The following is a 23,023-nucleotide window of genomic DNA, read 5'->3' as shown; positions in this document are numbered from 1 at the left end:
GTTTTTTCTTGATTTAGGTTATGCTATATAATATAAAACCAAGATGAAAGGAGCGGAGGATATGACGCAACAACATATTCTTTTAATAGAAGATGAAGTAAATATTGCTAAATTTGTGGAACTTGAGTTAAAGCATGAAAATTTTCAAGTTACTGTTTCTCATGATGGACGGGAAGGGGCAGATTTGGCACTTAATCATGCTTATGACTTTATGTTAATCGATGTTATGTTACCAAATTTAAACGGCTTAGAAATATGCCGAAGAGTACGTAGGAAGAAAAGTACTCCTATTATTTTAATCACGGCTAGAGATGCAATTATAGATAGAGTTTCTGGGTTAGAGTCAGGTGCGGACGATTATATTGTTAAACCTTTTGCAATTGAGGAATTGCTAGCTAGAATACGAGCGGTACTGAGAAGAATAGAACCATCTGAAAAAAAAGTGAAAAACGAGTTGTCGATTAAGGGACTAACTGTTGAGCAAAAAGCGCATCAGGTCTTCTATGAGGGAAACGAAATTGAGTTAACAAAAACCGAGTACGATATGCTGGTGTATTTAATGGAGAATTTTAATATGGTACTGACTAGAGATAACATTTTGGAAAAAGTATGGGGCTATGATGTAGAGGTAGAAACAAATGTGGTGGATGTATACATAAGGCATCTGAGAAAAAAACTTCCTGCCGATATTGCAGCACTAATTGAAACGGTTAGAGGCGTAGGATATGTGATGAGATGATGAAAAAATGGACTTTACAGCGTAAGTGGACTTATGCTTCAGCGATTTCCATATTTTTAAGTTTCCTTATGATGTGTATTATTTTATATTTTTCGCTCTTTAATTGGCTGCAAATTTCGGAGGAAAAAACGGCTCAAAATACATTGGATGAGGTTACTCACTTTTTTCAATCGAATGGTCCAATCATCTCCATACAAGATATTCAAAAAAACAGAACATTACTCAATCAGCTGGTCAATCAACAACAATCCATTCGTGTACTGAATAACGATGGTATTGAAATTCTAAGAATCAATGATGCCAGTGATTTTCCAAAGTCATTTACACTTCAAACAGAGGGATTTATTAGAGAAGAAATTGATGGTCATATAATTTTTCATAAAGTGGAGGAATTAGACTTTGGTTTGTTTAAAGGATACGTACAAATCTCTCATAGTTTAGATAGCTTTTCTCAGCTCATGAATTATATATTAATAGCCATGGGAATATTCGCTCTAATCGCGCTTGTCCTCTCGGCTTTAGTAGGGTATATGTTGTCTTCGGTTTTGTTGAAACCTATTAAGGAATTACGAGATGAAATGCAGCTTGCAAAACAGACTAAGTTTTCTAAATCAGTCAGTTTCGTTTACAACAATGAAGATGAAATCGGAGAGCTTTTGAAAATTTATAAGGAACTAATGGATGAAGTATCGACAACCATTTCGAGACAAGATGAATTTATCCATAATGTATCTCACGAATTGCGTACCCCAGTACAAGTAGTGGAAGGACATTTATCATTGTTGAATCGATGGGGAAAAGAAGAGCGTGCCATTTTAGATGAGTCTTTAGAAATATCGCTTACAGAAATTCAAAAAATGAAGTTATTAATCGAGGAAATGTTAAAATTAGCAAAAAATGAGCATCATACGATGAAGGAAGCTACTTCCGTAATATCTGTGCTTCACGAGTTGCAACAAAACTACTTCCATCTATCACCGGAGACGATAATTGAAATTAAAGGAGAAATGCAAGTAAAAGTTCCTGTTCCGCCTACAGCTCTTGAGCAAATTCTGCGTAATCTAATAGAAAATGCGATAAAATATAATGACAAGAAACCATTTATTAAAGCAACAGTTATTTGTAATATGGACCATGTCCAGATTACAGTTGAAGATAACGGAGTAGGTATTGAAAGAACATTGTTACCTAAAATTTTCGAGCGTTTCTTTATCGTTGATGAAGCTAGAACCAAACGTAGAGGTGGATCTGGTTTGGGATTATGTATAGTAAAAAGTCTAGTAAATGAATACGGGGGAACCATTTCTTTGGATAGTGAAAAAGGGAAATGGACAAAATTTTACATTTTATTCCCTAAATTAACAAGTGAATAATCATTCAGTAGCATTGTAAAAAAAATATGACGAAATACTGAATTTTTTTGAAAAAAACCATTGTATTTTTTCCCGATAGTAGTAAGATTGAGATGGAAAAATTGTTCTTATATAAGGATAGTTTGAGACTATATAAAAGAGTGGTAAACTATAGAGAGGTATAAGCGTGTATTTTTTACATGCATTACTCTAGAACTTTTTATCCACTTAAATGTATTTATGATAAATGCCTAAAAGGCACAAAATGTTGGAGGTTTTTCTAAATGTCGAACAATCAAACACCTTGGTCAGCTTTTTCTGGTCCGAACCTTGGGTATGTGATGGAGCAGTATGATGTATTCTTACAGTCTCCGGACGATGTGGATCCTGAATTAGTAGAGTTGTTTAAGCAATATGGAGCACCTAAGATGCCCGCTTCATCATCATCAAACAGCCCTGATACACCTATTGTAGAGCCTAATAACTTTGAAAAAGTGGTTAATGCTATTCAACTAGCAGATGCCATTCGGAATCATGGTCACTTAACGGCTAATATTTATCCATTAAATGATGGACCAAAAGAAGATTCAAAGCTTAATTTAACTACTTATGGTTTATCTGAGCAAGATTTACGAGAAGTACCCGTGTCTTTCCTTATTAAAAATGCTCCAGCCAATATAATGAATGGTTTACAAGCAATAGAATATTTGCGTTCTATGTACACAGATAAAATTGCGTTTGAAATTGCTCATATTGTCAATACGGAAGAACGTACTTGGTTACAAGAAAAGATTGAAAAAGGTGCTATAAGAGAAAAGCTTTCAGCTGAAGACAAAAAACAATTACTTAAACGTTTAACACAAGTCGAAGGATTTGAGAAGTTCATCCATCGGACGTTTGTTGGAGCTAAACGCTTCTCCATTGAAGGTTTAGACTCATTAGTTGTATTAATGGATGAATTAGTTCGTCAATCCAATAAAACAAATACAAAGCAAGTAAATATAGGTATGGCTCATCGTGGTCGACTAAATGTATTAACTCATGTCCTAAATAAACCATATGAAATGATGTTTGCAGAGTTTGCACATGTTCCTACTGAATCATTTTTACCGAAGGATGGTTCACTTGAACTTTCGGAAGGTTGGTTTGGTGACGTTAAGTACCATAAAGGGGCAAGCTATCGCTCTCAATCAGGTTTAACAGTAAAACTTGCGTATAACCCTTCCCATTTAGAGGTAGTAAGTCCTATTGTTACTGGTCAAACACGTGCTGCACAAGAAACAACAGATGCGGCCGGTTATCCTGTTCAAGATAAAAATGCGGCTTTTGCTATTTTAGTACATGGAGACGCAGCTTTCCCAGGTCAAGGGGTAGTAACAGAAGTATTGAACTATAGTCGAGTTCGTGGATATCAAACAGGCGGTTCTATCCATATTATTGCTAATAATATGATTGGTTTTACTACTGAACATTATGATTCTCGATCAACTAACTATTCTTCTGATCCTGCAAAAGGTTATGAAGTACCTGTCATTCATGTGAATGCAGATGATCCTGAGGCAGTAATTGGGGTTGCAAAATTTGCGCATGAATACCGTCAAAAATTCGGGAAAGATATTGTGATTGACTTACTAGGTTATCGTCGCTATGGTCACAACGAAATGGATGAGCCGCTAGTAACAAATCCAACCATGTATCATTCTATTCATAAGCATCCAACTGTTCGTGAGTTATACGGCAAGCAGTTAGTAGCGGAAAACTTAATGGAGAATTCTGATGTGAAATCATTAGACCAGTCTGTTTTCGCTGAAATGCAACAAGCTTATGATCGTGTGAAAGAACTTCCACCATCTACTGTACATGATATCGTTATACCACAAGTTGTTTTAGATGGTATGCCGGAAATTCAAACAGGGGTAGAAGAGAGTAAGCTTGCTAAAATCAATGAAGAGCTACTTACATGGCCAGCTGACTTTAATGCTTTCAAAAAGCTAGAAAAAATATTGAAGCGTCGTGAAGAACCGTTCAAAGGTAAAGGGAAAGTCGATTGGGGCCATGCAGAAACATTAGCATTTGCAACAATTTTACAAGAAGGAAATTCTATCCGTTTATCTGGTCAAGATGCTCAACGTGGGACTTTCTCTCATAGACATTTAGTACTTCATGATGAAAAAACTGGTGCTGAATTAACACCAATTCATGCGATTAGTGATGGAAACGCTTCATTTGTAGTGCATAATAGTCCACTTACAGAAGCAGCAATATTAGGGTATGAATTTGGCTATAACTTAGAGGATAATAACTCACTAACAATCTGGGAAGCACAATATGGTGACTTTGCAAATATGGCACAAGTTATGTTCGATAACTTTATCAGTTCGGCGAGAGCTAAATGGGGTCTTAAATCAGGCTTGGTTATGCTATTGCCACATGCTGCTGAAGGCCAAGGTTCTGAGCATTCTAGTGCTCGTTTAGAACGTTACTTACAATTAGCGGCTGAAAATAACTGGACAGTTGCAAATCTATCTAGTGCTGCTAACTATTTCCACATTTTACGCAGACAAGCAAAAATGCTTAAGGAAGATGCTATTCGTCCGTTAATCATTGTTTCACCTAAATCCTTATTACGTCATCCATTAGTTGGAGCTGATGTAGCAGATTTAACAACTGGTCAATTTGAAACAGTTGTGGAGCAACCTGGTTTAGGCCAACAAGCAGACAAAGTAGAGAAAATTATCTTTGTTAGTGGTAAACTTGCAATAGACTTAGCAGACAAAGTAAAAGATGGTGCAGGTTTCGATCATATTCATATTGTTCGTGTGGAACAACTGTATCCATTCCCACAAGAAAAGATTCAACAAATTGTTTCTCGTTTCCCAAATGCGAAACAACTTGTTTGGGCTCAAGAAGAACCAGAAAACATGGGTTCATGGAACTTTGCTCTACCATATCTATTAGAAATAGCAAAGGATCAAGAAATTACTTATGTAGGTCGTGTGCATAGAGCAAGTCCTGCAGAAGGTGATGGAGATACGTATAAAGTAGAACAAGCACGTATTATTGAAGAAGCTTTAAAAAGCTTATAAGATAGGATTACTAGAGGAGGAAATTTAAGTGGCAGACATCATAGTTCCAGAATTAGCAGAATCAATTACAGAAGGTACCATTGCACAATGGTTAAAACAACCAGGTGATACAGTTGAAAAAGGTGAGTTCATCGTTGAACTAGAAACAGATAAAGTAAACGTTGAAGTTATTTCCGAAGAGGCTGGAGTAGTTAGTGAACTTCTAGCAGCTGAAGGAGATACAGTTCAAGTAGGGCAAGTAATTGCAGTAGTTGGAGCTGGATCAGGTTCAAATACATCAGCACCAACAGCAGCACCTGAAGCTAAAGAAGAAACTAAAGCTCCGGAAGCTCCTAAAGCAGCGCCTGTAGCAGAAGAAACTTCATCTGAGCAAGACCGTACTATTGCTAGTCCTGCAGCTCGTAAACTAGCTCGTGAAAAAGGCATTAACCTAAGTGAGATTTCACCAGTAGATCCTATGGGTCGCGTACGTGTACAAGACGTTTCAGCTCATGGTTCTGCTCCTACACCTGCAAAAGCAGCACCAGCACCAACAGCTAGTGCTCCTAAAGAAGATGATGGTCGTACGACTCGTGAAAAAATGTCTCGTCGTCGTCAAACAATCGCAACACGTCTATTAGAAGTAAGACAAAATACAGCTATGCTTACAACTTTCAATGAAATTGATATGACAAATGTTATGGCACTTCGTTCACGTAAAAAAGATCAATTCTTTGAACAAAATGATGTGCGTCTTGGATTTATGTCATTCTTTACAAAAGCAGTAGTTGCAGCACTTAAAAAATATCCGTATGTAAATTCTCAAATTGATGGTACAGATATTGTGAAAAATAACTTCTATGATATTGGTATCGCTGTTTCTACCGAAGGTGGTCTTGTAGTTCCGATCGTTCGTGATGCAGACCGTAAGAACTTTGCAGAAATCGAAGCTAATATTGGAGAACTTGCTAAAAAAGCTCGTGATAACAAATTAACTCTTTCTGATATGTCAGGTGGTTCTTTCACTATTACTAACGGTGGAGTATTCGGATCATTAATGTCAACACCTATTCTAAATGGTACACAAGTTGGTATTTTAGGAATGCACACAATTCAAAAGCGTCCAATCGCTGTTGGAAATGAAGTTGAAATCCGTCCAATGATGTACATTGCATTATCTTATGACCACCGTGTAATCGATGGCAAGGATTCAGTAGGTTTCTTAAAAACTGTTAAAGAATTACTTGAAAGTCCTGAAGACCTATTACTAAATAGCTAATATTAAAAGACTCCCTTCATCATTGGGAGTCTTTTTTTGTAGAATAATAAGGTATACAGCAAAAAATACAATTTAAGAATAGTTTATTTTATAGCTAGACAGAAGCAGCATAACAAGACAATGAACTAACATATATTTATAGAGTAATAAAAATTAGGAGTGTTTTGATGTTCTTTATTCAGCTATAAAAGGAGTCCAGCCGATTGGAAATAAGAAATGGACAGACTATTACTACATTTGAAAGAATAAGTCGTGTTTTGTTTATTATATTGGGAGCGCTAATCACAGCTATCGGACTAGAAGCCGTACTGATCCCAAACGATATAATTGATGGTGGGATTACGGGAATTTCTATCTTATTTTCTCATATGACGGGATATTCATTAAGTTTATTCCTATTTGTTTTAAATATTCCCTTTATATTTATAGGTTATAAAGAACTTGGGAAGTCATTTGCTTTTAGTTCAGTTATTGGTATCACAGCACTATCAATGTCTACAAGCTTGTTGCATCACATTCCATCTATTATTTCAGGTGATACCATGTTAGTAGCAGTATTAGGTGGTATTATGATCGGTTTAGGGATTGGTATTGTTTTACGTAAAGGTGGTGCCTTAGATGGTACAGAAATTTTAGCAATACTAATTGCGAAGAAATTCCCATTATCCGTGGGAGAAGTTATTATGAGTATTAATGTGTTAATATTTTCATTTGCCATGCTAATTTATGGGCTAAAGGGTGCTTTATGTTCGGCTATAGCATACTTTATAGCTATGAAGGTAATAGACATGGTACAAGCTGGTTTTGATGAATCTAAAAACATTATGATTATTAGCGATCACTCCCGAAAAATTGGTGATGCAATTCAAGCTCATTTAGGTCGAGGGGTTACATATATAGCTGGTGAAGTAGGCCACACAAATGAACAAGTTGAAATAGTCATTTGTTTTATTAATAGGTTGGAAGAACCTGAACTTAGATCACTTATAAAGACAATTGACATAAATGCTTTCGTAGCGATAAATGGGATTGTAGAAATGCATCAATATTAATATCCCAACACTCTAAAAATTTTGCTGCTGTACTTATGTAATGGGCAGACCCTTTAGGAGCTGCCCGGCTAGAGAACTTACTGTTTAGGACGTTTTTGCTTTTGGCGTTCTTTTTCTTGGCGCAGGTTTTTTCTTTTTCGTTTTGTCAAGAGACGCTTGTAAAGCAGACATTAAATCCGTTACATTGGATGGTAATTCTGTTTGTTTTTCAGTTGTCGATACTACATTATTTCCTGCCTTTTTCTCTTCTATTAGCTCCATTAAAGCAGTTCGATATTCGTCTGTGTATTTGTCAGGTTCAAACGTCGTTGTCAACTGGTCAACAAGCATTAGTGCTGTATCGAGTTCTTTTTTTACTACAGACTGTTCCGTTGGAATATTGGGTACATCTGCAGTACTACGAACTTCATCAGGAAAGTGAATTGTTTCCATGATTAATGTTTCGTTGTATACTCGTACGATTGCTAGTTGCTCTTTCGAACGAATCATAATTTTAGCTACTCCGATTTTCCCTGACTCATGTAATGCTTCTCTTAACAAGGAATAAGCTTTGCCGCCACCGCTATCAGGAGCCATAAAATAACTACGCTCAAAATATATTGGGTCTATTTCTTCTAATTTGACAAAGTCTATTATCTCTACCGCTTTGTCTTCATTTTCTTTTTTCAGTTTTTCTAACTCTTCTTCATCTAAAATAACAAATTTGTTTTTGGAGTATTCGTATGCTTTCACGATGTCTTCATTTTTGACTTCTTGTTTACAGCCTTCGCAAACCTTAGCGTAACTAATGGGTGTATGACATTCTTTGTGGAGCTGACGTAATTTAATATCCTTATTTTCAGTAGCTGTATGAAGCTTTATCGGAATATTAACTAAACCAAAGCTGATGCTGCCTTTCCAAACTGTATGCATTGCGCTCACCACTTTTTCATTTTCTTCTTACTATGTATACTTTGCCTTCTTTTTATGTATTAGATAATGATATTTTTACGTAACAAAGATTTGTAAGGAAGATAAAGAAGCTAACAACCTATTACTTCTAGGTCGTTAGCTTCTTTTACTATTTGAACATTTCCTGTGCTCTGAAGGCTTTCTTTAAGTAGCACAATGAACCTTTGTTTGATAGCCATTTGTCTTGTCTACCAAACGAATAATCCAACAAGCATCGCACTTAACAGCGATACAGCCATTCCGCTTACTAAAAGCTTCCAAACATTTTTGCCGATGATTTTTGAACGCTCTTCACCTAAAGTAGAGCTGTATGTACCATAAATCATGCCGACTGTACTAAAATTGGCGAATGAAGTTAAGAAAGTTACAGCAACCGCGACCGTATGTGGATTTAAGTCTAGGATGTTGTTTTTTAGATCCATCATCGCCACAAATTCATTTGTCGATAGTTTAATCCCCATTAACGATGCAACATACATCGCATCTTGGATGCCTAATCCAAGCAAAACCGCAAATGGGAAGAAGATGACACCGAAAATCTTTTCGATTGTCAAACCATCTATAAAGAAGCCCAGGATTCCATTAAGAGCAGTGGTTAATGCCACATACCCTATTACCATCGCTAAAATTACAATAACCATTTTCATGCCGATAAGCATACTGTTTGAAATAGTAGAAAAGAAATCTTGACGTTCTTCTTTAGGAGGAACATAAACAATATCGTCTTCTTTGCTAACTTCTACAGGATTTAAAATACTTGCTAATAACAGGGCATTTAGACAATTAAGTGGAATAGCTGCAAATACATACTCGGCAGGAACCATCGATAAATACGCCCCTATTATGGAACCACTGACACTACTCATACTCATAATTCCAAATGTCAATAATCGTTGGTCCTTTAAAACGACCAACTGTTGACGGATAACTGCTAGAGCCTCTGTATTGCCGAGGAACATCATCTGGATCGAGAAAAAGCTCTCTAGCTTAGGTAGCCCAGATATTTTGGAAATTACCCATCCTACTTTATCGATGATCCACGTCATAATTCCAAAATAAGATAAAATATCGAAGAAAGTTACAATGAAAACTATAGGCAGTAAAGCACTAAAGAAAAAATCAACAGTGTCGTTCGCCATTACAGATGGAAAGGCGAATGAAATTCCTGCATTTGCGGATGATACTAACCATGTAAAGAAAGATGCAATTTTGTTAATTGTCCATGTCCCAATCGTGGTAGATAACATAAACCATGTAATAAGCAATTCAGCGACGAGCAGGGTAAGAATAGAACGCCATTTAATTTTCTTTTTATCCGGCGAACAAAGGTAGACTATGCCTAGGACAACAAATATACCTAGTATATTTAATAGAAAAAACATTTAATCAACTCCAACTTTATTTTTCCCAAAACAAAAACTCTTATTCATTCATCCCTTCAGTCACCAGACAGAAAGTATGAAAAAATAAGAGTCATAAACAAATACGCAGTAATACTAAACATTATAGAAGCAAATGATTAATTGAATTACCTTACTATTTATCTCTCTTTTTCATGCTTCCTTGTAGTCCGGCATTTATTGTGGCTGCCAGGTAGAGACTATCAGGCCAATTTAACTGATATTATACAAGGGTAAAAATTTATAGATTATATTTTAGGAGAAGGTTCATTATATACTAGCGTTTGATCCGAAACAATGAAATGAATAATGTTGTAATGTTAAAAATTATTGTAAAAGTGAGTAAAGTAAATAATGAGAAGATAGCAATAATTTTCGCTTCATATGTATTAAAAAAGGAATTATTATGAAGACTAAAGAAAAACCTCTAGGAAGTAGGAAATAATTTGTTGCCTATGCTTTTAACCGCTTCAACAGAAGTGCCCATAGGAAATGAGTGGCTATACGAAACTAAATATGATGGATTTCGATGTATTCTAGAATGGGATAAAGAGCCATTACTTAAAAGCAGGAATGGAAAATTACTAAATAATATGTTTCCTGAGATTATTAGCTTCTGTCATGAAATTTATGGCAAAATCAAACCTTTTTTACCACTGACAATGGATGGGGAATTAGTACATTTAGTAAATAATTTTCAAAGTGATTTTTCAAAAGTTCAGTTACGAGGAAGAATGAAAAATATAGATACTATTAAAAATAATGCAGAATTATTTACGTGTCATTATGTTGTATTTGACCTGCTCATATATAAAGGTAAAGACCTAACCAAACTTCCATTAACGAAGCGAAAGCAGCAAATGAGTCGATTATTTAACAAAGTAAAGCTTCCTGTTTCTATAAATTATCAGGATACAAATAGGTTGCAGGCAATAAATGTTTATGAAGACAGTCCATTATTGTGGGATCGGATTGTCACGAATAATGGGGAAGGCTTGATAGCCAAACAAACTAAAAGCACATGGAATAGCGCTGAGCGGACCAATAAGTGGCTAAAAATAAAAAACTGGAGATATATTAGTATTATATTAACGAAATATGATAAAAGTAATGGCTTTTTTCACGGCGTAGTTTACCAAAATGGCCTTTTAGTAGAAGTGGTTACGTTTCGTCACGGTCTATCCGAAGTCGAGTTAGCTACACTAATCACATTATTTCAAACGAAAGGAACACAACTATCCAATAATATTTGGGAGTTAGAACCTTCTATTTGCGTAGAAATTGCATGTATAGAATTTGATGGGAAAAAGTTAAGGGAACCAAGATTTCATTTGTTTAAATTGAATACAGACATACAGGATTGTAGTTGGGAACAAATGCAAAAACAATTATACCCTTTACCACCAACAACAAAGATTACTCATCCAGATAAACCTATTTGGCCAAAATCTGGGATACAAAAAGATGATTACCTTATGTATTTACAACGTATAGCACCCTATATGTTGCCTTTTTTAAAAGATAGGCTACTAACAGTTATTCGTTTTCCACATGGTGTTCCTGGAGAAAGTTTCTATCAGAAAAATAGTCCAGATTATGTTCCTGATTTTGTTGCGACAAAGAAAATGGACGATATTAACTATATTATGTGCAATGATTTAGAGACATTGCTCTGGTTAGGTAACCAGCTTGCTTTAGAATTTCATATTCCCTTTCAGACGGTACATACAAATAATCCTACTGAGATTGTATTTGACTTGGATCCACCCTCTGTTAAAGAGTTTTCGTTAGCAGTGGAGGCCGCACAACAGATGAAAGTAATATTTGATCAATTTCGCCTTCATTCGTTTGTGAAGACATCAGGTGGAAAAGGCATTCAGCTTTATATTCCTTTAGAAGAGGATAGCTTTACGTATGAGGAGACGGGTATATTCACCAAATTTATATGTGACTTTTTAGTGGAACAGCAACCAAAATGGTTCACTACGGAAAGGTTGAAAAAGAATCGTGACAATAAATTATATTTAGATTATGTTCAACATAAGGAGGGCAAAACAATAGTCGCTCCATTCTCCCCTAGAGGGAATGAGTTAGGGCTTATTGCAACTCCCCTTAGATGGGAGGAAGTAAAAGATTCCTTAAAGCCTGATACCTTTACGATTCCGTCCGTATTAGATCGCATAACTAAGCAAGGAGATCCTTTTAAATACTTTAGAGTAAACAGCGAAAAAGACAACTTTGCGATGGTGTTAAAACAATTAAAAGATCTTATAAAAAAATGATGATTAATTGTGTTATTAAAACGTACGTTCGCATATAGTGTTAAAAAGGGGGCACGAATATGCGTAATGATTTGGTGAAATACTTACATCGTGGATGGGTTTGTGAGTTAATATATTTGTCCAAAGCAGGTGAAATAAGTAAGCGTAAAGTAAAGCTACTTGGAGTTGAAGGCGATATATTCTACGCATATTGTTTTAAGCAGAAAGCGAAAAGAACATTTCGAATCGACCATTTACTAGCACTTTCTCCTTTACTACAGCAGGAAAGAGGAGCTGTATAATTTTTCTCCTCTTTTAGTAGAATCATTAATTGAAAAAAGTTGGGTTGAAACGTATACTAGTTATAAAGGAAGTGGTTAGATGATACATACAAATTGGGCTACAAAGCCAACTATTAAAACAGTGACATGCACGCAAACAGATGCTAAAAAATTCCTTGTGAGCAATGTACTTACCGTTGGGAAAACTTATGAAGTTAAAAATGAAACAGAAGAATTTATCTTTGTAATTGATAACACTGGAAAAATTGGCGGCTACTACAAGGAATATTTCCAATAAAAAAACCGATGTGAACTCATCGGTTTTTTTTCATAAGGAGACAAGAAAATGAAAAATTTAGTAATGGAAGAAAAACTGAAGAGATTAACCAGAGTGCATTCAGCACAAGATACAGCTCTTATTGGAGCAGGAGGCTATCTATCTCCAGAAGAATATTTGTTAGAAGATGTGCTTATTGCCGTATCTCTAAAAAAACCGGTATTACTGAAAGGGCCTACAGGAGCAGGTAAAACTAAGTTGGCTGAAACAATTTCTGAGTTTTTTTCACAGCCAATTCAAAGTATAAATTGTTCGGTAGATCTAGATGCAGAGGCATTATTAGGTTTTAAAACAATTATAACAAAGGGTGGATTAAGCGAAATTGATTTTGTAGATGGTCCTGTGGTGGAAGCGATGAAGAAAGGGCATATTCTATACATAGATGAGATTAATATGGCCAAATCAGAGACACTTCCTATTTTGCATAGTGTATTGGATTATAGAAGAATGCTCACAAACCCGTTTACAGGAGAGGTGATAAGAGCTCATCCTGATTTCTCGGTTATTTCAGCGATAAATGAAGGATATATAGGTACAACCCCTATGAATGAAGCATTAAAAAATCGTTTCGTTACCTTTTCAATTCCATATATTTCAGGTGAGCATCTGGAAAAGCTATGGCAGGAGATGTTCCCCACAGCACCGAAAGACTTACATATACTTATGTTGAATTTGGCAAAAGATTTAATGGAACAAGTAGAACAAGGAATGCTCTCAGAAGAAGCAGCCTCCATTAGAAGTTTACTGTATGCTACTGAACTGGCATTATATATGGAACCAATCAGAGCGATTACCTATGCTATTGCTGAAAAGCTTGAAGATGACCAAGAAAAACAGCTTGTGTTAGCATTGGCATCTACTTGGATTAAGTGAGGGAGATAAATGGCTTCAGTTGACCGTTTTATACAGTTCAATAATGAAACGATAGATGCTAGGCAACTCATGCATTACGAAAATGTTGCTAAAGCTTTAACCAAAAATACATTATTAGCGATTAATGAGCGTAAACTGATCGAATTTCAACCAGCGGATCAAATAATTTCCTTAAGTGTGTTTTGGAGACATCGTGAGAAGCATGTGATGCATGCAGGCAGAATTTCTGACATTTTCTTGATGGCAGAAGGGTTTTGGAAGTCCTTTGACGTGATGAAATGGCAGCAGTTTCAGGAGGAAAAACCGACTAGCTTAACTAAATTCATGGATCAGTTACTATTTTGTTTGGAAGAATTTCGTATGGTTGAAATGATTCAGAAAAAAAGAATAGGTACGCAAAAAGTATTTACAATTCGTATTCATACTTATTTAGAATTTCACAAACAGCAACTTCGAGTAAATGTTCAAAAAGGTTTTTTAGCGGACGCTTTTATAAGTTATTTATATATTTGTCTGTATGAAGGTACGATGTATGTAACAGGTCCAGATATATTTTCTGTGACAAATAGTATCATTCAAAAAGTATATGAATCTAAAAATACTCAACAATCTATTGATTTGGCCTATCAGCTATATTTTCTTTTAAACGAATATATAAATGAGGATAGCCTGCTACAATATTATGCAATTATATCGTACACACGGGTAGCATCCAAAGACTTTCACTATCATCAAGGGGCTAAAGATTCAGAACGTGGTGAGGAAGGTGAAAAAGATACGATTGAAGAGATATTTAGAACCTGGCACCGAGAAAATGAACAAGAAAATGGTGTGCATCTTCAATATGAACTAGAGCACGGCAGAGATGGGAAAGCACAACAAGCAATAGAAGCGGAGGAAGGACAGGAAGGGCACGAAATTACGATGACCGGTAAAGGTCAATCAAGTGGGAATAGCAAGGAAGGTCAGGTGGATCAGTCCACTAATGACCAATCCAGTGACTTAAAAAAAGCTGGTAAGTCCTTCGGAAAAGAACATACAAATGTGATGTATCAGGAAAAGCGTATTGCGATTAAGAGTATTTCCGAAAACCAACATCTCCTATACAAATATCGACAAGACCATGCACCTTATCTAAAAGCATTTGTACAGGAAATGAAAAAACGATTAGAACAAAAGCGAGTAGATAAGCGTACGAACTTAACAAAGGGTAGGTTATCTACAAAGCTAACGGCTATTTGGACAGATGAAAGACCAAAACCCTTTTATAAAAAAAATGCGCCAAGTATTCAATTAGATGCTGTTTTTGGTCTGTTAGTCGATGGATCAGCTTCCATGCAGGATAAAATGGAGGAAACAAAAAAAGCTGTTTTACTATTTCATGATGTATTAAGAGAACTAAAAATTACCCATGAAATTGTCCTCCATTATGAAGATGCTTATGAAGCGACGGAAACCTCTCAACCAAATGCATTTGAATGGATTCACAAGTTAGAAGATGGGCAAAAAGATAATGGTTTGGATATTCTTTCCATGGAAGCACATGAAGACAATAGAGACGGATTTGCCATCAGATGGATGGGTAAACGATTAGAAAATAGAGCAGAGGCTCATAAGTTTCTACTTGTATTTTCAGATGGAGAGCCTTCTGCATTTGGTTATGCCCAAAATGGTATTATGGATACAGCAGAAGCAGTGTTAGAGCAGGAGCAACTTGGTATCAACGTTTTACATTTGTTTTTGAATGATCGGGAAGCAACAGAAGAACAATTAAACTTGTTTCGTTTAATCTTTGATAAAAAGTCTGCCACTGCGTCTTCATTAGAAAAATTTTCAGAGGAAACACTTCGATTACTTCGGAAGATGCTACATCTGGTTGTGCAAAGTTCTTAAAAGAATCCTTATAACATGTTTATGAACCTTTAAATAGGGAATAAATATACTCGAGGATTTTTTTCGGCAACTTGTTCCTATTTAAAACAAACCTCCGAGCAAAATATAATTTTGAAAGGAGAACTATTACACATGAATTGGTATGAAAAGCTTAATCAATATTTTCCAGTGGATGAAATGAAATCTCGCGTTCATATGGAAACACTTTTGACGGATAAAGAAGATATCTATATAAAAGACGAGGGACCAAAGCATGTATTGATGTACGTGGAGTTTGAAAACTTCATTTTTGTAGACTATCTATTTGTTTCTAAAGAAGCTCGTGGAGAAGGCCTAGGTCGGAAATTATTGAGTCAATTAAAAGAAAAGAATAAGGTCATACTATTAGAAGTAGAACCTGTTAACTATGATGACTCTGATTCTGAGAAGCGTCTAAAATTTTATGCACGTGAAGAATTCAAACACGCTACTCGCATAGGATACTCACGGCGTTCTCTAGCAACTGGAGAAAATACCATTTTGGAAATTTTATACTGGTCCCCAACAGACCAAGATGAGTATGCCATTTATGAAGCTATGAAATGGACATATGAAAATATCCACACGTATAAAGATGAACATTTTTATGGTGATTCTTATGATGCTTCTCATGAGGTATTAGTATTTAATGATGAGGATAAGAAAAATATGCTGAAGCCTTACTAAAGGGTCTTGCGACTTAAAAAAGAATTCATTTTAAATCAAATGTGATTTAAAATGAATTCTTTTTGTTGTGGTAATCTATTCTTTACTGCTCCATATAATATTCTTAGGAAGAACGGTTTTTAGATTGGTCAGCAATTAGTAGTAGACGTTGTTTTAGTTCTTCTTCCATACGACCAATTTCTATTTCTGCTGCTTTTCGTTTTACACGACCATCAGCTTGAATACGCATCGTTTCTTCGATTGTTTGTAGTAAATTTTCTTGTGTTTTCTTCAATGTATCAATTTCTACAATGCCTCGTTCATTTTCTTTTGCCGTTTCAATACTATTCACTTTTAACATCTCCGAATTTTTCAATAATAAATCATTCGTCGTCTGCGTTACTTGCTTTTGTGCAGCTACTGCTTTTTGCTGACGATTTAAAGTTAAAGCAATAGCAATTTGGTTTTTCCAAAGCGGGATAGATGTCATAATAGATGATTGAATTTTTTCGGCAAGCGTTTGGTTGGTTTGTTGAATCATACGGATTTGTGGTGCACTCTGTATCGTAATTTGACGAGATAACTGTAGATCATACACTCTTTTTTCTAAACGATCTACGAATTGTGCCATATCATTGACTTCTTGATAAGCCATTTGATCGTTGGATAATTCTGCTTTTCGTCGTAACTCCGGAATAGTTACATTTACTATGTCATCCTTTTTTAACTCTGCAGCAGCAATATATACATTTAATGCTTGGAAATACGTTTTGTTTTGATCGTAAAGTTTGTTTAGCATTTGAACATCTTCCACAAGTCCTCTTTTAGAATGTTCTAGCTGAATGCCAATACGATCTACTTGTGTACTAAGCTTCTGATATTTTGTCATTACCTCCTGGACGGAGCGATTGACACGACTAAATAATTTTTTAATACCTGATTTTTTCTCCGTAGATAGTTCTTCGGGATTAATCTCGGATAATTTGCGCATCAAATCACTTAATATATCTCCAACAGGTCCGATATCTTTTTTTTGCACATGATCTAACATCTGATGAGAAAAACGGGTAAGCTCAGATTGTGCGTTTGCACCGTAGGTTAGAATCGCTTCGTAGTCACCAGCTGGTATTTGGTCAGCTAATTGTCGAGCTTTTTGTTGCTCAGCTTCCGAAAGTCGATCGATCAGTTTAGTCGGGGCTGCTTCTGTTTCTGTAATGGCTTGTGGCTTAGTAGTATCTAGGTTAAAAGGACTGGATAATAGTTCGTCCATTAATATATCTTCACTTGTATTTGATATCTTTTCGCTCATTTTCGGATTCTCCTTTTAAATATAAAGGTTTTTCTGTTTGTTTAACGGATAATTTAGCAAAATCTAACTCCATTTTAAGTAGCTCTACATCAGAGGCTAAGACACTTTGTAAATCTTCTTCCATAACTGTGTTGATAGATTCTAATGTCTCTCGCGTATCTTGCAAAGCTAATTTCATATCTTTATTCTTCACCGGTTGGGAAACTAATAAAGTATACTTTGATGTTAGTTCTACTGCTGAATCTAAATGTGCATAAAAGAACTTTTCAGCTTGGTAGAACTTTTTAGGGTTAGATCTTACAAGTGAAATAATCCTTTTTGCTAATCGATTCATTTCGAATAATTGTTTAAATGAACTGATTGAACGAACTTTCAGATACAGACTATTTAAAGCTTTTATCTTTTTATTTGCTTCTTTTAATTGTTGTTGGATATGGAAATACTCAGAAAGAGTCATTTGATGTTTTTTCATAATTCTTCTCTGTTGAATTTTCTTTATCGAAAAGTTAGAAACAATATATACTCCTATAGCAAAAACGGAGCTCCATAAAAATCCACTCTCGAATGGAAAAAAGAAAACAAACCACGAAGTAATCATGATAGGGAAATTTAAGCAATGTCGTATGAAGGTTTGCAGTAGTTCACTCATGATGTTACCTCCTTTTTCCGGTATTAACGGGCAGTATCTCCCTCTTAATGGCTTGGGCTATATAACTAACTGGCATAAGGGGGAGAAAACTGCCTGTAAAAACCCGAATGGTTCAATTTACACTTTTTGTGGGTGAACCGATCCTACGATAGAAGTTTCACTTTTTCTATACTACTATATACGATTCAATCAGCAGAAAGTTTCATTTCCTACAAATATTAAACAATATCTGACTCCATCGAAGTATAACCTTTTAGTTCATCAAATAATTCCATTCGATAAGCATTTGTCTGGGATAAAGGAGATACTCCTTTTTGAATATACTCCAAAAACTCCTCCAACTGTTGAATATTGCCTTCAATATGAATATGAATGAGTTTGTCTTCTGTTTGTTTGCAACTACCTTTCAATCCAAGTGATTGAGCTTTTTGTTTCACTAAAAATCTAAAGCCTACTCCATCCACATCACCATGCATTTGAATATAAGCCCGCTTTTTCATAGCATAGTCTCCTAACTTGTTTATAATAGTGTTATCTATAATTTAACTGAAAAAGTAGGAATATTCAATTTATAAAATTGCTAGGCATTTAAGTAGACATTTTATATAGGAGCAGTAAAATATGAGTTAATAAAAAATGTTAGAGGCGATGTCTATGTTCGAAGTAATTTATATGAAGGCAGACTATGAACCGTGGTGGCTTTTTGAAGGTTGGGAGCAGCATATTGTAGAAAAGCATACTTTTGAAACACAAGCAGATGCCCAATCCTATTTAAATGAGAAACTAGTGGAATTACGAGGGAAATTTCCAAAAGAAAAAGTGAAGGATGAGAAATACTGGGCTTTTTGGTCAGAAAAAGAAGTATGTTTTTGTGAATCATGTGATGATGATTTGCAAATATATCATGGTTTAATATGGAATGAAATTACCTGAACTATTTAGAATTATGAAAATACTCATTGACTAAATCAGTACCAATGCTATAATTAATTTACAATTTAAAGTGAAAATCCGTACTAATGATTCACATATCCTATGAAGTGATCGATGTGAAATCGGTACTTCATGGAATATGTGAATTTTTTCACGTATTGATTAATTTTTTGGAGGTAATAGTATGAAACAAGGTACAGTGAAATGGTTTAACGCAGAAAAAGGATTTGGTTTTATCGAAGTAGAGGGGGAAAATGATGTATTCGTTCACTTCTCAGCAATCCAAGGTGATGGTTTCAAATCACTTGAAGAAGGTCAAAAAGTTGAATTTGAAGTAGTCGAAGGGAACCGCGGACCTCAAGCAGCTAACGTTACAAAACTATAGTCCCTTAAGAAGCACACCTTTAGGATGTGCTTCTTTTTATAGTCCTTCTAATTTAATTTAAAAGTGAGTTTAATTAGATTACATTTGGGTATAAAAAATAGAGTTTACTATTTTAGGGGGAACTACTTTGGACAGATTAACACTGGATCTTAACTTAAAACATTATTTAGAAGAAAACAAAGATAATTTTGAACAATATTTATTAAACCAGGCTGTTAATGTTAAAGATAAGATAAATGATATATTAAGAGTTGGAGATATAGATCTAATCAATAACGCTCATACTCTGACACATTATATTATTGATGAAAATACGAAAGATTTGAGTGCTTTTGCAAAGCAGGAAGGCATTGCATGGGCAACGTTTTCTTTGACGCTATCTTTTAAATTAGAATGGATCCAGGCCATTAGAAGAACTTTGTGGATCTTTATTCAAAAGTACAATAATGACATACAACCGATTTCTATTGATTCGTTCTTTGAGTTAGAAAAGCAAATTAATAATCAAATAGATTATTTTTTAAATGAGTTTTTTATCAACTATTCGACTTATAAGGATGCTTTAATTTCTTCCCAACGTAAAGTGGTTGAAGCCCTTTCAGTTCCTATAATTCCAATTACACCCTCTATTTGTATTTTGCCGTTAATTGGCTCAGTAGATACTTTTAGAACAAGTATTTTAGAAGAAAAAGTACTAACAGAGATTGGCCGTTTACATATACAAACGTTAATAATGGATCTCTCAGGTATATCTGAAATGGAAACAGAAGTAATAGACCATTTACTGAAAATTATCTATGGTACTTCGATGATGGGCTGTGGCACCGTTATTACCGGTTTAAGACCGGATGTTGTGAGACAAATGATTCAATTAGGCGTTAAATTTGATGATGATACTAAAACCTTTGCAACGTTACAACAAGCGTTAAACGAGTATTTAGTCAAGTAAAGGAGAGGGGGATTCGGGGCTTAGATCCGAAGCTTCTTTTATTTTTATTGGAGAAAAACACTTGAAATAAATACTACTAGAAGAGTATTTATTGTTTTTCTAGCTTCTGATTCTTTAGGAATAGAACATAGAAAAGCCTATAATGTTTCAAATGGTCTTATTTTTGGTATAGTGAAGAGAGAGAGGGGCTATGACTATGAATGTAGAACTTAAAAAAGAATTACCAACTTACGAGGAGCAACAAGACTTCTATATAAAACTACGATCTAAAGTTACTGATTATGTAGAAAGTAAATCAGGTAAAGCAGGAAAGTTTACTCCATATCTTCTATTTGCTCCTGATTTATTTCACTTATTAGTAAAATCGATGTTTGATGACCGCATAGATGCGAAGAGTAAAACACTCGTTGGTAGTGGTATATTGTATTTCATCACGCCAGTAGACATATTACCTGAAGGTTTAATAGGACCAGGTGGTTTTATCGATGATATTATTGTAGCTACTTTTGTAGTAAATATGTTATTGAACAAATTTTCCCCTGAAATGATTGAAGAACATTGGGCTGGAGATGACAAACTACTAAACGTATTGAAGAAGGTTTCGGAAACGAGTGATTCCTTACTTGGAAAATTGCCGACAAGATCTCTACTTGGTCGTTTTATTAAAACTTCTAAAAAGGGCACTGCAGTTAAAAGTTAATCCACCCAGGAAAGTTCCAAATCCCTTATAAAAATGCATTGCTATATAATATAGCAGTGCTTTTTTGATGTGTTAATATTCTGAACTAGTCAACCTTATATCATGTATTGTAGGGGGGATAAGAGAAAACATATCAAGTTAAGAAAAGTATTGTCCCCATAATCTGTACTCTTTTTATAATAATAAAAAAGAGTACAGGAACATGACATATTGTCATCATCCTGTACTCTATTATTAGGTATTATAAGTTTTGTGTATCTTTCCACTCTAAGAACTCATCATAAGACAATTGTTTATCTAAGATAGACCCATCTTCACGGATTTCAATTACGCGATTAGCAATTGTTTGAATGAACTGGTGATCATGCGATGTGAAGATCATTGCGCCTTTGAATAATGTAAGACCATTATTCAATGCTTGAATAGACTCAAGATCCAAGTGATTCGTTGGTTCATCTAGTAATAATACATTCGATTCGGAAAGCATCATTTTAGAAAGCATACAACGTACTTTTTCTCCACCTGAAAGAACAGAAGGTTTTTTCTTCACTTCTTCTCCTGAGAAAAGCATACGGCCTAGGAATCCACGTAGGAATGTTTCACTTTCATCATCAGGTGAATATTGGCGTAACCAATCTACTAATGATGGCTCATTGCCTTCAAAGTATTTAGCGTTATCAAGCGGGAAGTAGGCACGCGTTGTAGTAACACCCCAACGTACGGAACCTTCTTTTGGTTCTTCTTCCTCCGCAAGTATACGTAACAATGCAGATTTCGCTAATTCATCTCCAAGAAGAATAATCTTGTCTTCTTTGTTCAACGTAAAGCTGAAGTTAGAGAAGAGGTTTTTGTCTTCAGTAGAATGACCTAAATTTTGAACTTGTAATACATCATTCCCGATTTCACGTTTCATCGAGAAGTTTACATATGGATATTTACGCGATGATGGTCTGATATCATCTAGTTCTATTTTGTCTAGCATTTTCTTACGAGAAGTTGCTTGTTTCGATTTAGAGGCATTGGCACTAAATCGAGCAATAAATGCTTGTAGCTCTTTAATTTTTTCTTCTTTTTTACTATTTTGATCGGAAGCTAATTTGCCAGCAAGTTGACTTGACTCATACCAGAAATCATAGTTTCCTACATAAACTTGAATTTTACTGAAATCTAAATCCGCAATATGCGTACATACTTTGTTTAAGAAATGACGGTCATGGGATACAACGATAACAGTATTATCGAAGTTAATAAGGAAATCTTCCAACCACTGAATAGCTTTAATATCTAAATGGTTAGTAGGCTCATCCAGTAATAGTACATCGGGTTTACCAAAAAGAGCTTGAGATAAAAGAACTTTTACTTTTTCAGATCCAGTTAAGTCAGCCATTTTCTTTTGGTGCATTTCATCTGGAATACCAAGACCTTGTAAAAGTATTGCTGCTTCAGATTCAGCTTCCCAACCATTTAAGTCAGCAAATTCACCTTCTAGTTCGGCTGCACGCATACCATCTTCATCTGAAAAGTCTTCTTTCATGTAGATAGCATTTTTCTCATTCATTACTTCATATAAACGTTTGTGTCCCATCATAACTGTTTCTAAAACATTGTATTCTTCGTATTCGAAGTGATTTTGTTTTAAAATTGCTAAACGTTCATCTGGGTTCATAATGACATTGCCTTCTTGGGCCTCAATTTCACCAGACAAAATTTTGATAAATGTTGACTTACCTGCTCCATTTGCACCAATCAATCCATAACAGTTTCCTGGTGTAAACTTTATATTTACGTCTTCGAATAACTTACGGTCACCAAAACGAAGACTTATGTTACTTACTGCAATCATGCTAGTACCTCCTAAAATTCACAATGAACTTATTATAGCACGAAATAGGAACGAATTCTACAAATCCTTGATTTTATAGGGTTTCAAC

21 protein-coding genes and 1 riboswitch are annotated in these 23,023 nt (G+C 35.1%); of the genes, 15 read left to right on the top strand and 6 right to left on the bottom strand.

What is annotated here, in order from left to right; all coding sequences use genetic code 11:
* The first annotated feature begins 61 nt into the window (after nucleotides 1–61).
* The 5 genes from BM260_RS01660 to BM260_RS01640 all read left to right on the top strand — a co-directional run bounded on the left by BM260_RS01660 (nucleotide 62) and on the right by BM260_RS01640 (nucleotide 7,487).
* The gene (locus tag BM260_RS01660) at nucleotides 62–739 is read left to right on the top strand and encodes a response regulator transcription factor (RefSeq protein WP_093534366.1); all 678 of its coding nucleotides are present in this window, start codon (nucleotides 62–64) and stop codon (nucleotides 737–739) included.
* Nucleotides 739–2,112: a HAMP domain-containing sensor histidine kinase gene (locus BM260_RS01655; RefSeq protein WP_175496155.1), complete on the top strand. Its 1,374-nt coding sequence runs from the start codon at nucleotides 739–741 to the stop codon at nucleotides 2,110–2,112. The genes BM260_RS01660 and BM260_RS01655 overlap by 1 nt, the downstream gene beginning before the upstream one ends.
* A 263-nt stretch (nucleotides 2,113–2,375) precedes the next feature.
* On the top strand, nucleotides 2,376–5,177 hold the full coding sequence (locus BM260_RS01650) for a 2-oxoglutarate dehydrogenase E1 component (RefSeq protein WP_093534362.1): 2,802 nt from the start codon (nucleotides 2,376–2,378) through the stop codon (nucleotides 5,175–5,177).
* A gap of 28 nt (nucleotides 5,178–5,205) precedes the next feature.
* Nucleotides 5,206–6,435: a 2-oxoglutarate dehydrogenase complex dihydrolipoyllysine-residue succinyltransferase gene (gene odhB / locus BM260_RS01645; protein WP_093534360.1), complete on the top strand. Its 1,230-nt coding sequence runs from the start codon at nucleotides 5,206–5,208 to the stop codon at nucleotides 6,433–6,435.
* 203 nt (nucleotides 6,436–6,638) lie between these two features.
* The gene (locus tag BM260_RS01640; RefSeq protein ID WP_322788052.1) at nucleotides 6,639–7,487 is read left to right on the top strand and encodes a YitT family protein; all 849 of its coding nucleotides are present in this window, start codon (nucleotides 6,639–6,641) and stop codon (nucleotides 7,485–7,487) included.
* Nucleotides 7,488–7,571: 84 nt separating this feature from the next.
* On the opposite strand, the gene ku is transcribed toward BM260_RS01640, so the two are convergent.
* Nucleotides 7,572–8,399 carry a non-homologous end joining protein Ku gene (gene ku / locus BM260_RS01635; protein WP_093534358.1) on the bottom strand — a complete coding sequence of 276 codons (828 nt, stop codon included), beginning with the start codon at nucleotides 8,397–8,399 and terminating at the stop codon, nucleotides 7,572–7,574.
* 227 nt (nucleotides 8,400–8,626) lie between these two features.
* Nucleotides 8,627–9,820 carry a NupC/NupG family nucleoside CNT transporter gene (locus tag BM260_RS01630; RefSeq protein WP_093534356.1) on the bottom strand — a complete coding sequence of 398 codons (1,194 nt, stop codon included), beginning with the start codon at nucleotides 9,818–9,820 and terminating at the stop codon, nucleotides 8,627–8,629.
* A gap of 164 nt (nucleotides 9,821–9,984) precedes the next feature.
* Nucleotides 9,985–10,089, bottom strand: a riboswitch (purine riboswitch).
* Between the two features lie 195 nt (nucleotides 10,090–10,284).
* Between BM260_RS01630 and BM260_RS01625 the strand changes: the two genes are divergently transcribed.
* From BM260_RS01625 to BM260_RS01600, 6 genes are all read left to right on the top strand, one after another.
* Nucleotides 10,285–12,120 carry a DNA ligase D gene (locus BM260_RS01625; RefSeq protein WP_093534354.1) on the top strand — a complete coding sequence of 612 codons (1,836 nt, stop codon included), beginning with the start codon at nucleotides 10,285–10,287 and terminating at the stop codon, nucleotides 12,118–12,120.
* Between the two features lie 59 nt (nucleotides 12,121–12,179).
* Nucleotides 12,180–12,401: a hypothetical protein gene (locus BM260_RS01620; protein WP_093534352.1), complete on the top strand. Its 222-nt coding sequence runs from the start codon at nucleotides 12,180–12,182 to the stop codon at nucleotides 12,399–12,401.
* Between the two features lie 79 nt (nucleotides 12,402–12,480).
* Nucleotides 12,481–12,678 carry a DUF6501 family protein gene (locus BM260_RS01615; RefSeq protein WP_093534350.1) on the top strand — a complete coding sequence of 66 codons (198 nt, stop codon included), beginning with the start codon at nucleotides 12,481–12,483 and terminating at the stop codon, nucleotides 12,676–12,678.
* A 48-nt stretch (nucleotides 12,679–12,726) separates the two neighbouring features.
* A complete protein-coding gene (locus BM260_RS01610) occupies nucleotides 12,727–13,590 on the top strand; it encodes an ATP-binding protein (protein ID WP_093534348.1) in 864 nt (287 codons plus the stop codon).
* A gap of 9 nt (nucleotides 13,591–13,599) precedes the next feature.
* Nucleotides 13,600–15,483, top strand: a complete 1,884-nt coding sequence (locus tag BM260_RS01605; RefSeq protein ID WP_093534346.1) for a vWA domain-containing protein — start codon at nucleotides 13,600–13,602, stop codon at nucleotides 15,481–15,483.
* Nucleotides 15,484–15,615: 132 nt separating this feature from the next.
* Nucleotides 15,616–16,188 (top strand): GNAT family N-acetyltransferase, encoded by a 573-nt coding sequence (locus BM260_RS01600; RefSeq protein ID WP_093534344.1) that lies wholly within the window; start codon nucleotides 15,616–15,618, stop codon nucleotides 16,186–16,188.
* 103 nt (nucleotides 16,189–16,291) lie between these two features.
* Here the strand turns inward: BM260_RS01600 and BM260_RS01595 are convergent, their stop codons facing one another.
* The 3 genes from BM260_RS01595 to BM260_RS01585 all read right to left on the bottom strand — a co-directional run bounded on the left by BM260_RS01595 (nucleotide 16,292) and on the right by BM260_RS01585 (nucleotide 18,625).
* On the bottom strand, nucleotides 16,292–17,476 hold the full coding sequence (locus tag BM260_RS01595) for a toxic anion resistance protein (RefSeq protein ID WP_093534342.1): 1,185 nt from the start codon (nucleotides 17,474–17,476) through the stop codon (nucleotides 16,292–16,294).
* Nucleotides 17,448–18,125, bottom strand: a complete 678-nt coding sequence (locus BM260_RS01590) for a 5-bromo-4-chloroindolyl phosphate hydrolysis family protein (protein WP_093534340.1) — start codon at nucleotides 18,123–18,125, stop codon at nucleotides 17,448–17,450. Before BM260_RS01590 ends, BM260_RS01595 begins: the two co-directional genes overlap by 29 nt.
* Nucleotides 18,126–18,343: 218 nt before the next feature.
* Nucleotides 18,344–18,625: an acylphosphatase gene (locus tag BM260_RS01585; protein ID WP_093534338.1), complete on the bottom strand. Its 282-nt coding sequence runs from the start codon at nucleotides 18,623–18,625 to the stop codon at nucleotides 18,344–18,346.
* Between the two features lie 154 nt (nucleotides 18,626–18,779).
* Here BM260_RS01585 and BM260_RS01580 point away from each other — a divergent pair, with 154 nt between their 5' ends.
* The 4 genes from BM260_RS01580 to BM260_RS01565 all read left to right on the top strand — a co-directional run bounded on the left by BM260_RS01580 (nucleotide 18,780) and on the right by BM260_RS01565 (nucleotide 21,092).
* Nucleotides 18,780–19,058 carry a DUF1033 family protein gene (locus BM260_RS01580; RefSeq protein ID WP_093534336.1) on the top strand — a complete coding sequence of 93 codons (279 nt, stop codon included), beginning with the start codon at nucleotides 18,780–18,782 and terminating at the stop codon, nucleotides 19,056–19,058.
* A 184-nt stretch (nucleotides 19,059–19,242) separates the two neighbouring features.
* On the top strand, nucleotides 19,243–19,443 hold the full coding sequence (locus BM260_RS01575) for a cold-shock protein (protein WP_093534334.1): 201 nt from the start codon (nucleotides 19,243–19,245) through the stop codon (nucleotides 19,441–19,443).
* A 127-nt stretch (nucleotides 19,444–19,570) separates the two neighbouring features.
* Nucleotides 19,571–20,392: an STAS domain-containing protein gene (locus tag BM260_RS01570; protein WP_093534332.1), complete on the top strand. Its 822-nt coding sequence runs from the start codon at nucleotides 19,571–19,573 to the stop codon at nucleotides 20,390–20,392.
* Between the two features lie 196 nt (nucleotides 20,393–20,588).
* Nucleotides 20,589–21,092: a YkvA family protein gene (locus BM260_RS01565; protein ID WP_322788051.1), complete on the top strand. Its 504-nt coding sequence runs from the start codon at nucleotides 20,589–20,591 to the stop codon at nucleotides 21,090–21,092.
* A gap of 241 nt (nucleotides 21,093–21,333) precedes the next feature.
* Here the strand turns inward: BM260_RS01565 and BM260_RS01560 are convergent, their stop codons facing one another.
* Nucleotides 21,334–22,935 carry an ABC-F family ATP-binding cassette domain-containing protein gene (locus BM260_RS01560; RefSeq protein WP_093534328.1) on the bottom strand — a complete coding sequence of 534 codons (1,602 nt, stop codon included), beginning with the start codon at nucleotides 22,933–22,935 and terminating at the stop codon, nucleotides 21,334–21,336.
* Nucleotides 22,936–23,023 lie beyond the last annotated feature (88 nt).

Source organism: Psychrobacillus psychrotolerans (assembly GCF_900115805.1).
GTDB lineage: Bacteria > Bacillota > Bacilli > Bacillales_A > Planococcaceae > Psychrobacillus > Psychrobacillus psychrotolerans.
This window is presented reverse-complemented; position numbering and strand designations above follow the sequence as displayed.

Bases quoted from the DNA above. Each gene is read 5' to 3' on its own strand.
- BM260_RS01605 (WP_093534346.1), top strand. From the start codon at position 13,600: ATGGCTTCAGTTGACCGTTTTATACAGTTCAATAATGAAACGATAGAT.
- BM260_RS01580 (WP_093534336.1), top strand. From the start codon at position 18,780: ATGTTCGAAGTAATTTATATGAAGGCAGACTATGAACCGTGGTGGCTT.
- BM260_RS01630 (WP_093534356.1), bottom strand. From the start codon at position 9,820: ATGTTTTTTCTATTAAATATACTAGGTATATTTGTTGTCCTAGGCATA.
- BM260_RS01560 (WP_093534328.1), bottom strand. From the start codon at position 22,935: ATGATTGCAGTAAGTAACATAAGTCTTCGTTTTGGTGACCGTAAGTTA.
- BM260_RS01585 (WP_093534338.1), bottom strand. From the start codon at position 18,625: ATGAAAAAGCGGGCTTATATTCAAATGCATGGTGATGTGGATGGAGTA.
- BM260_RS01600 (WP_093534344.1), top strand. From the start codon at position 15,616: ATGAATTGGTATGAAAAGCTTAATCAATATTTTCCAGTGGATGAAATG.
- BM260_RS01610 (WP_093534348.1), top strand. From the start codon at position 12,727: ATGAAAAATTTAGTAATGGAAGAAAAACTGAAGAGATTAACCAGAGTG.
- BM260_RS01565 (WP_322788051.1), top strand. From the start codon at position 20,589: ATGAATGTAGAACTTAAAAAAGAATTACCAACTTACGAGGAGCAACAA.
- BM260_RS01575 (WP_093534334.1), top strand. From the start codon at position 19,243: ATGAAACAAGGTACAGTGAAATGGTTTAACGCAGAAAAAGGATTTGGT.
- BM260_RS01620 (WP_093534352.1), top strand. From the start codon at position 12,180: ATGCGTAATGATTTGGTGAAATACTTACATCGTGGATGGGTTTGTGAG.
- ku (WP_093534358.1), bottom strand. From the start codon at position 8,399: ATGCATACAGTTTGGAAAGGCAGCATCAGCTTTGGTTTAGTTAATATT.
- BM260_RS01590 (WP_093534340.1), bottom strand. From the start codon at position 18,125: ATGAGTGAACTACTGCAAACCTTCATACGACATTGCTTAAATTTCCCT.
- BM260_RS01655 (WP_175496155.1), top strand. From the start codon at position 739: ATGAAAAAATGGACTTTACAGCGTAAGTGGACTTATGCTTCAGCGATT.
- BM260_RS01650 (WP_093534362.1), top strand. From the start codon at position 2,376: ATGTCGAACAATCAAACACCTTGGTCAGCTTTTTCTGGTCCGAACCTT.
- BM260_RS01595 (WP_093534342.1), bottom strand. From the start codon at position 17,476: ATGAGCGAAAAGATATCAAATACAAGTGAAGATATATTAATGGACGAA.
- BM260_RS01660 (WP_093534366.1), top strand. From the start codon at position 62: ATGACGCAACAACATATTCTTTTAATAGAAGATGAAGTAAATATTGCT.
- BM260_RS01615 (WP_093534350.1), top strand. From the start codon at position 12,481: ATGATACATACAAATTGGGCTACAAAGCCAACTATTAAAACAGTGACA.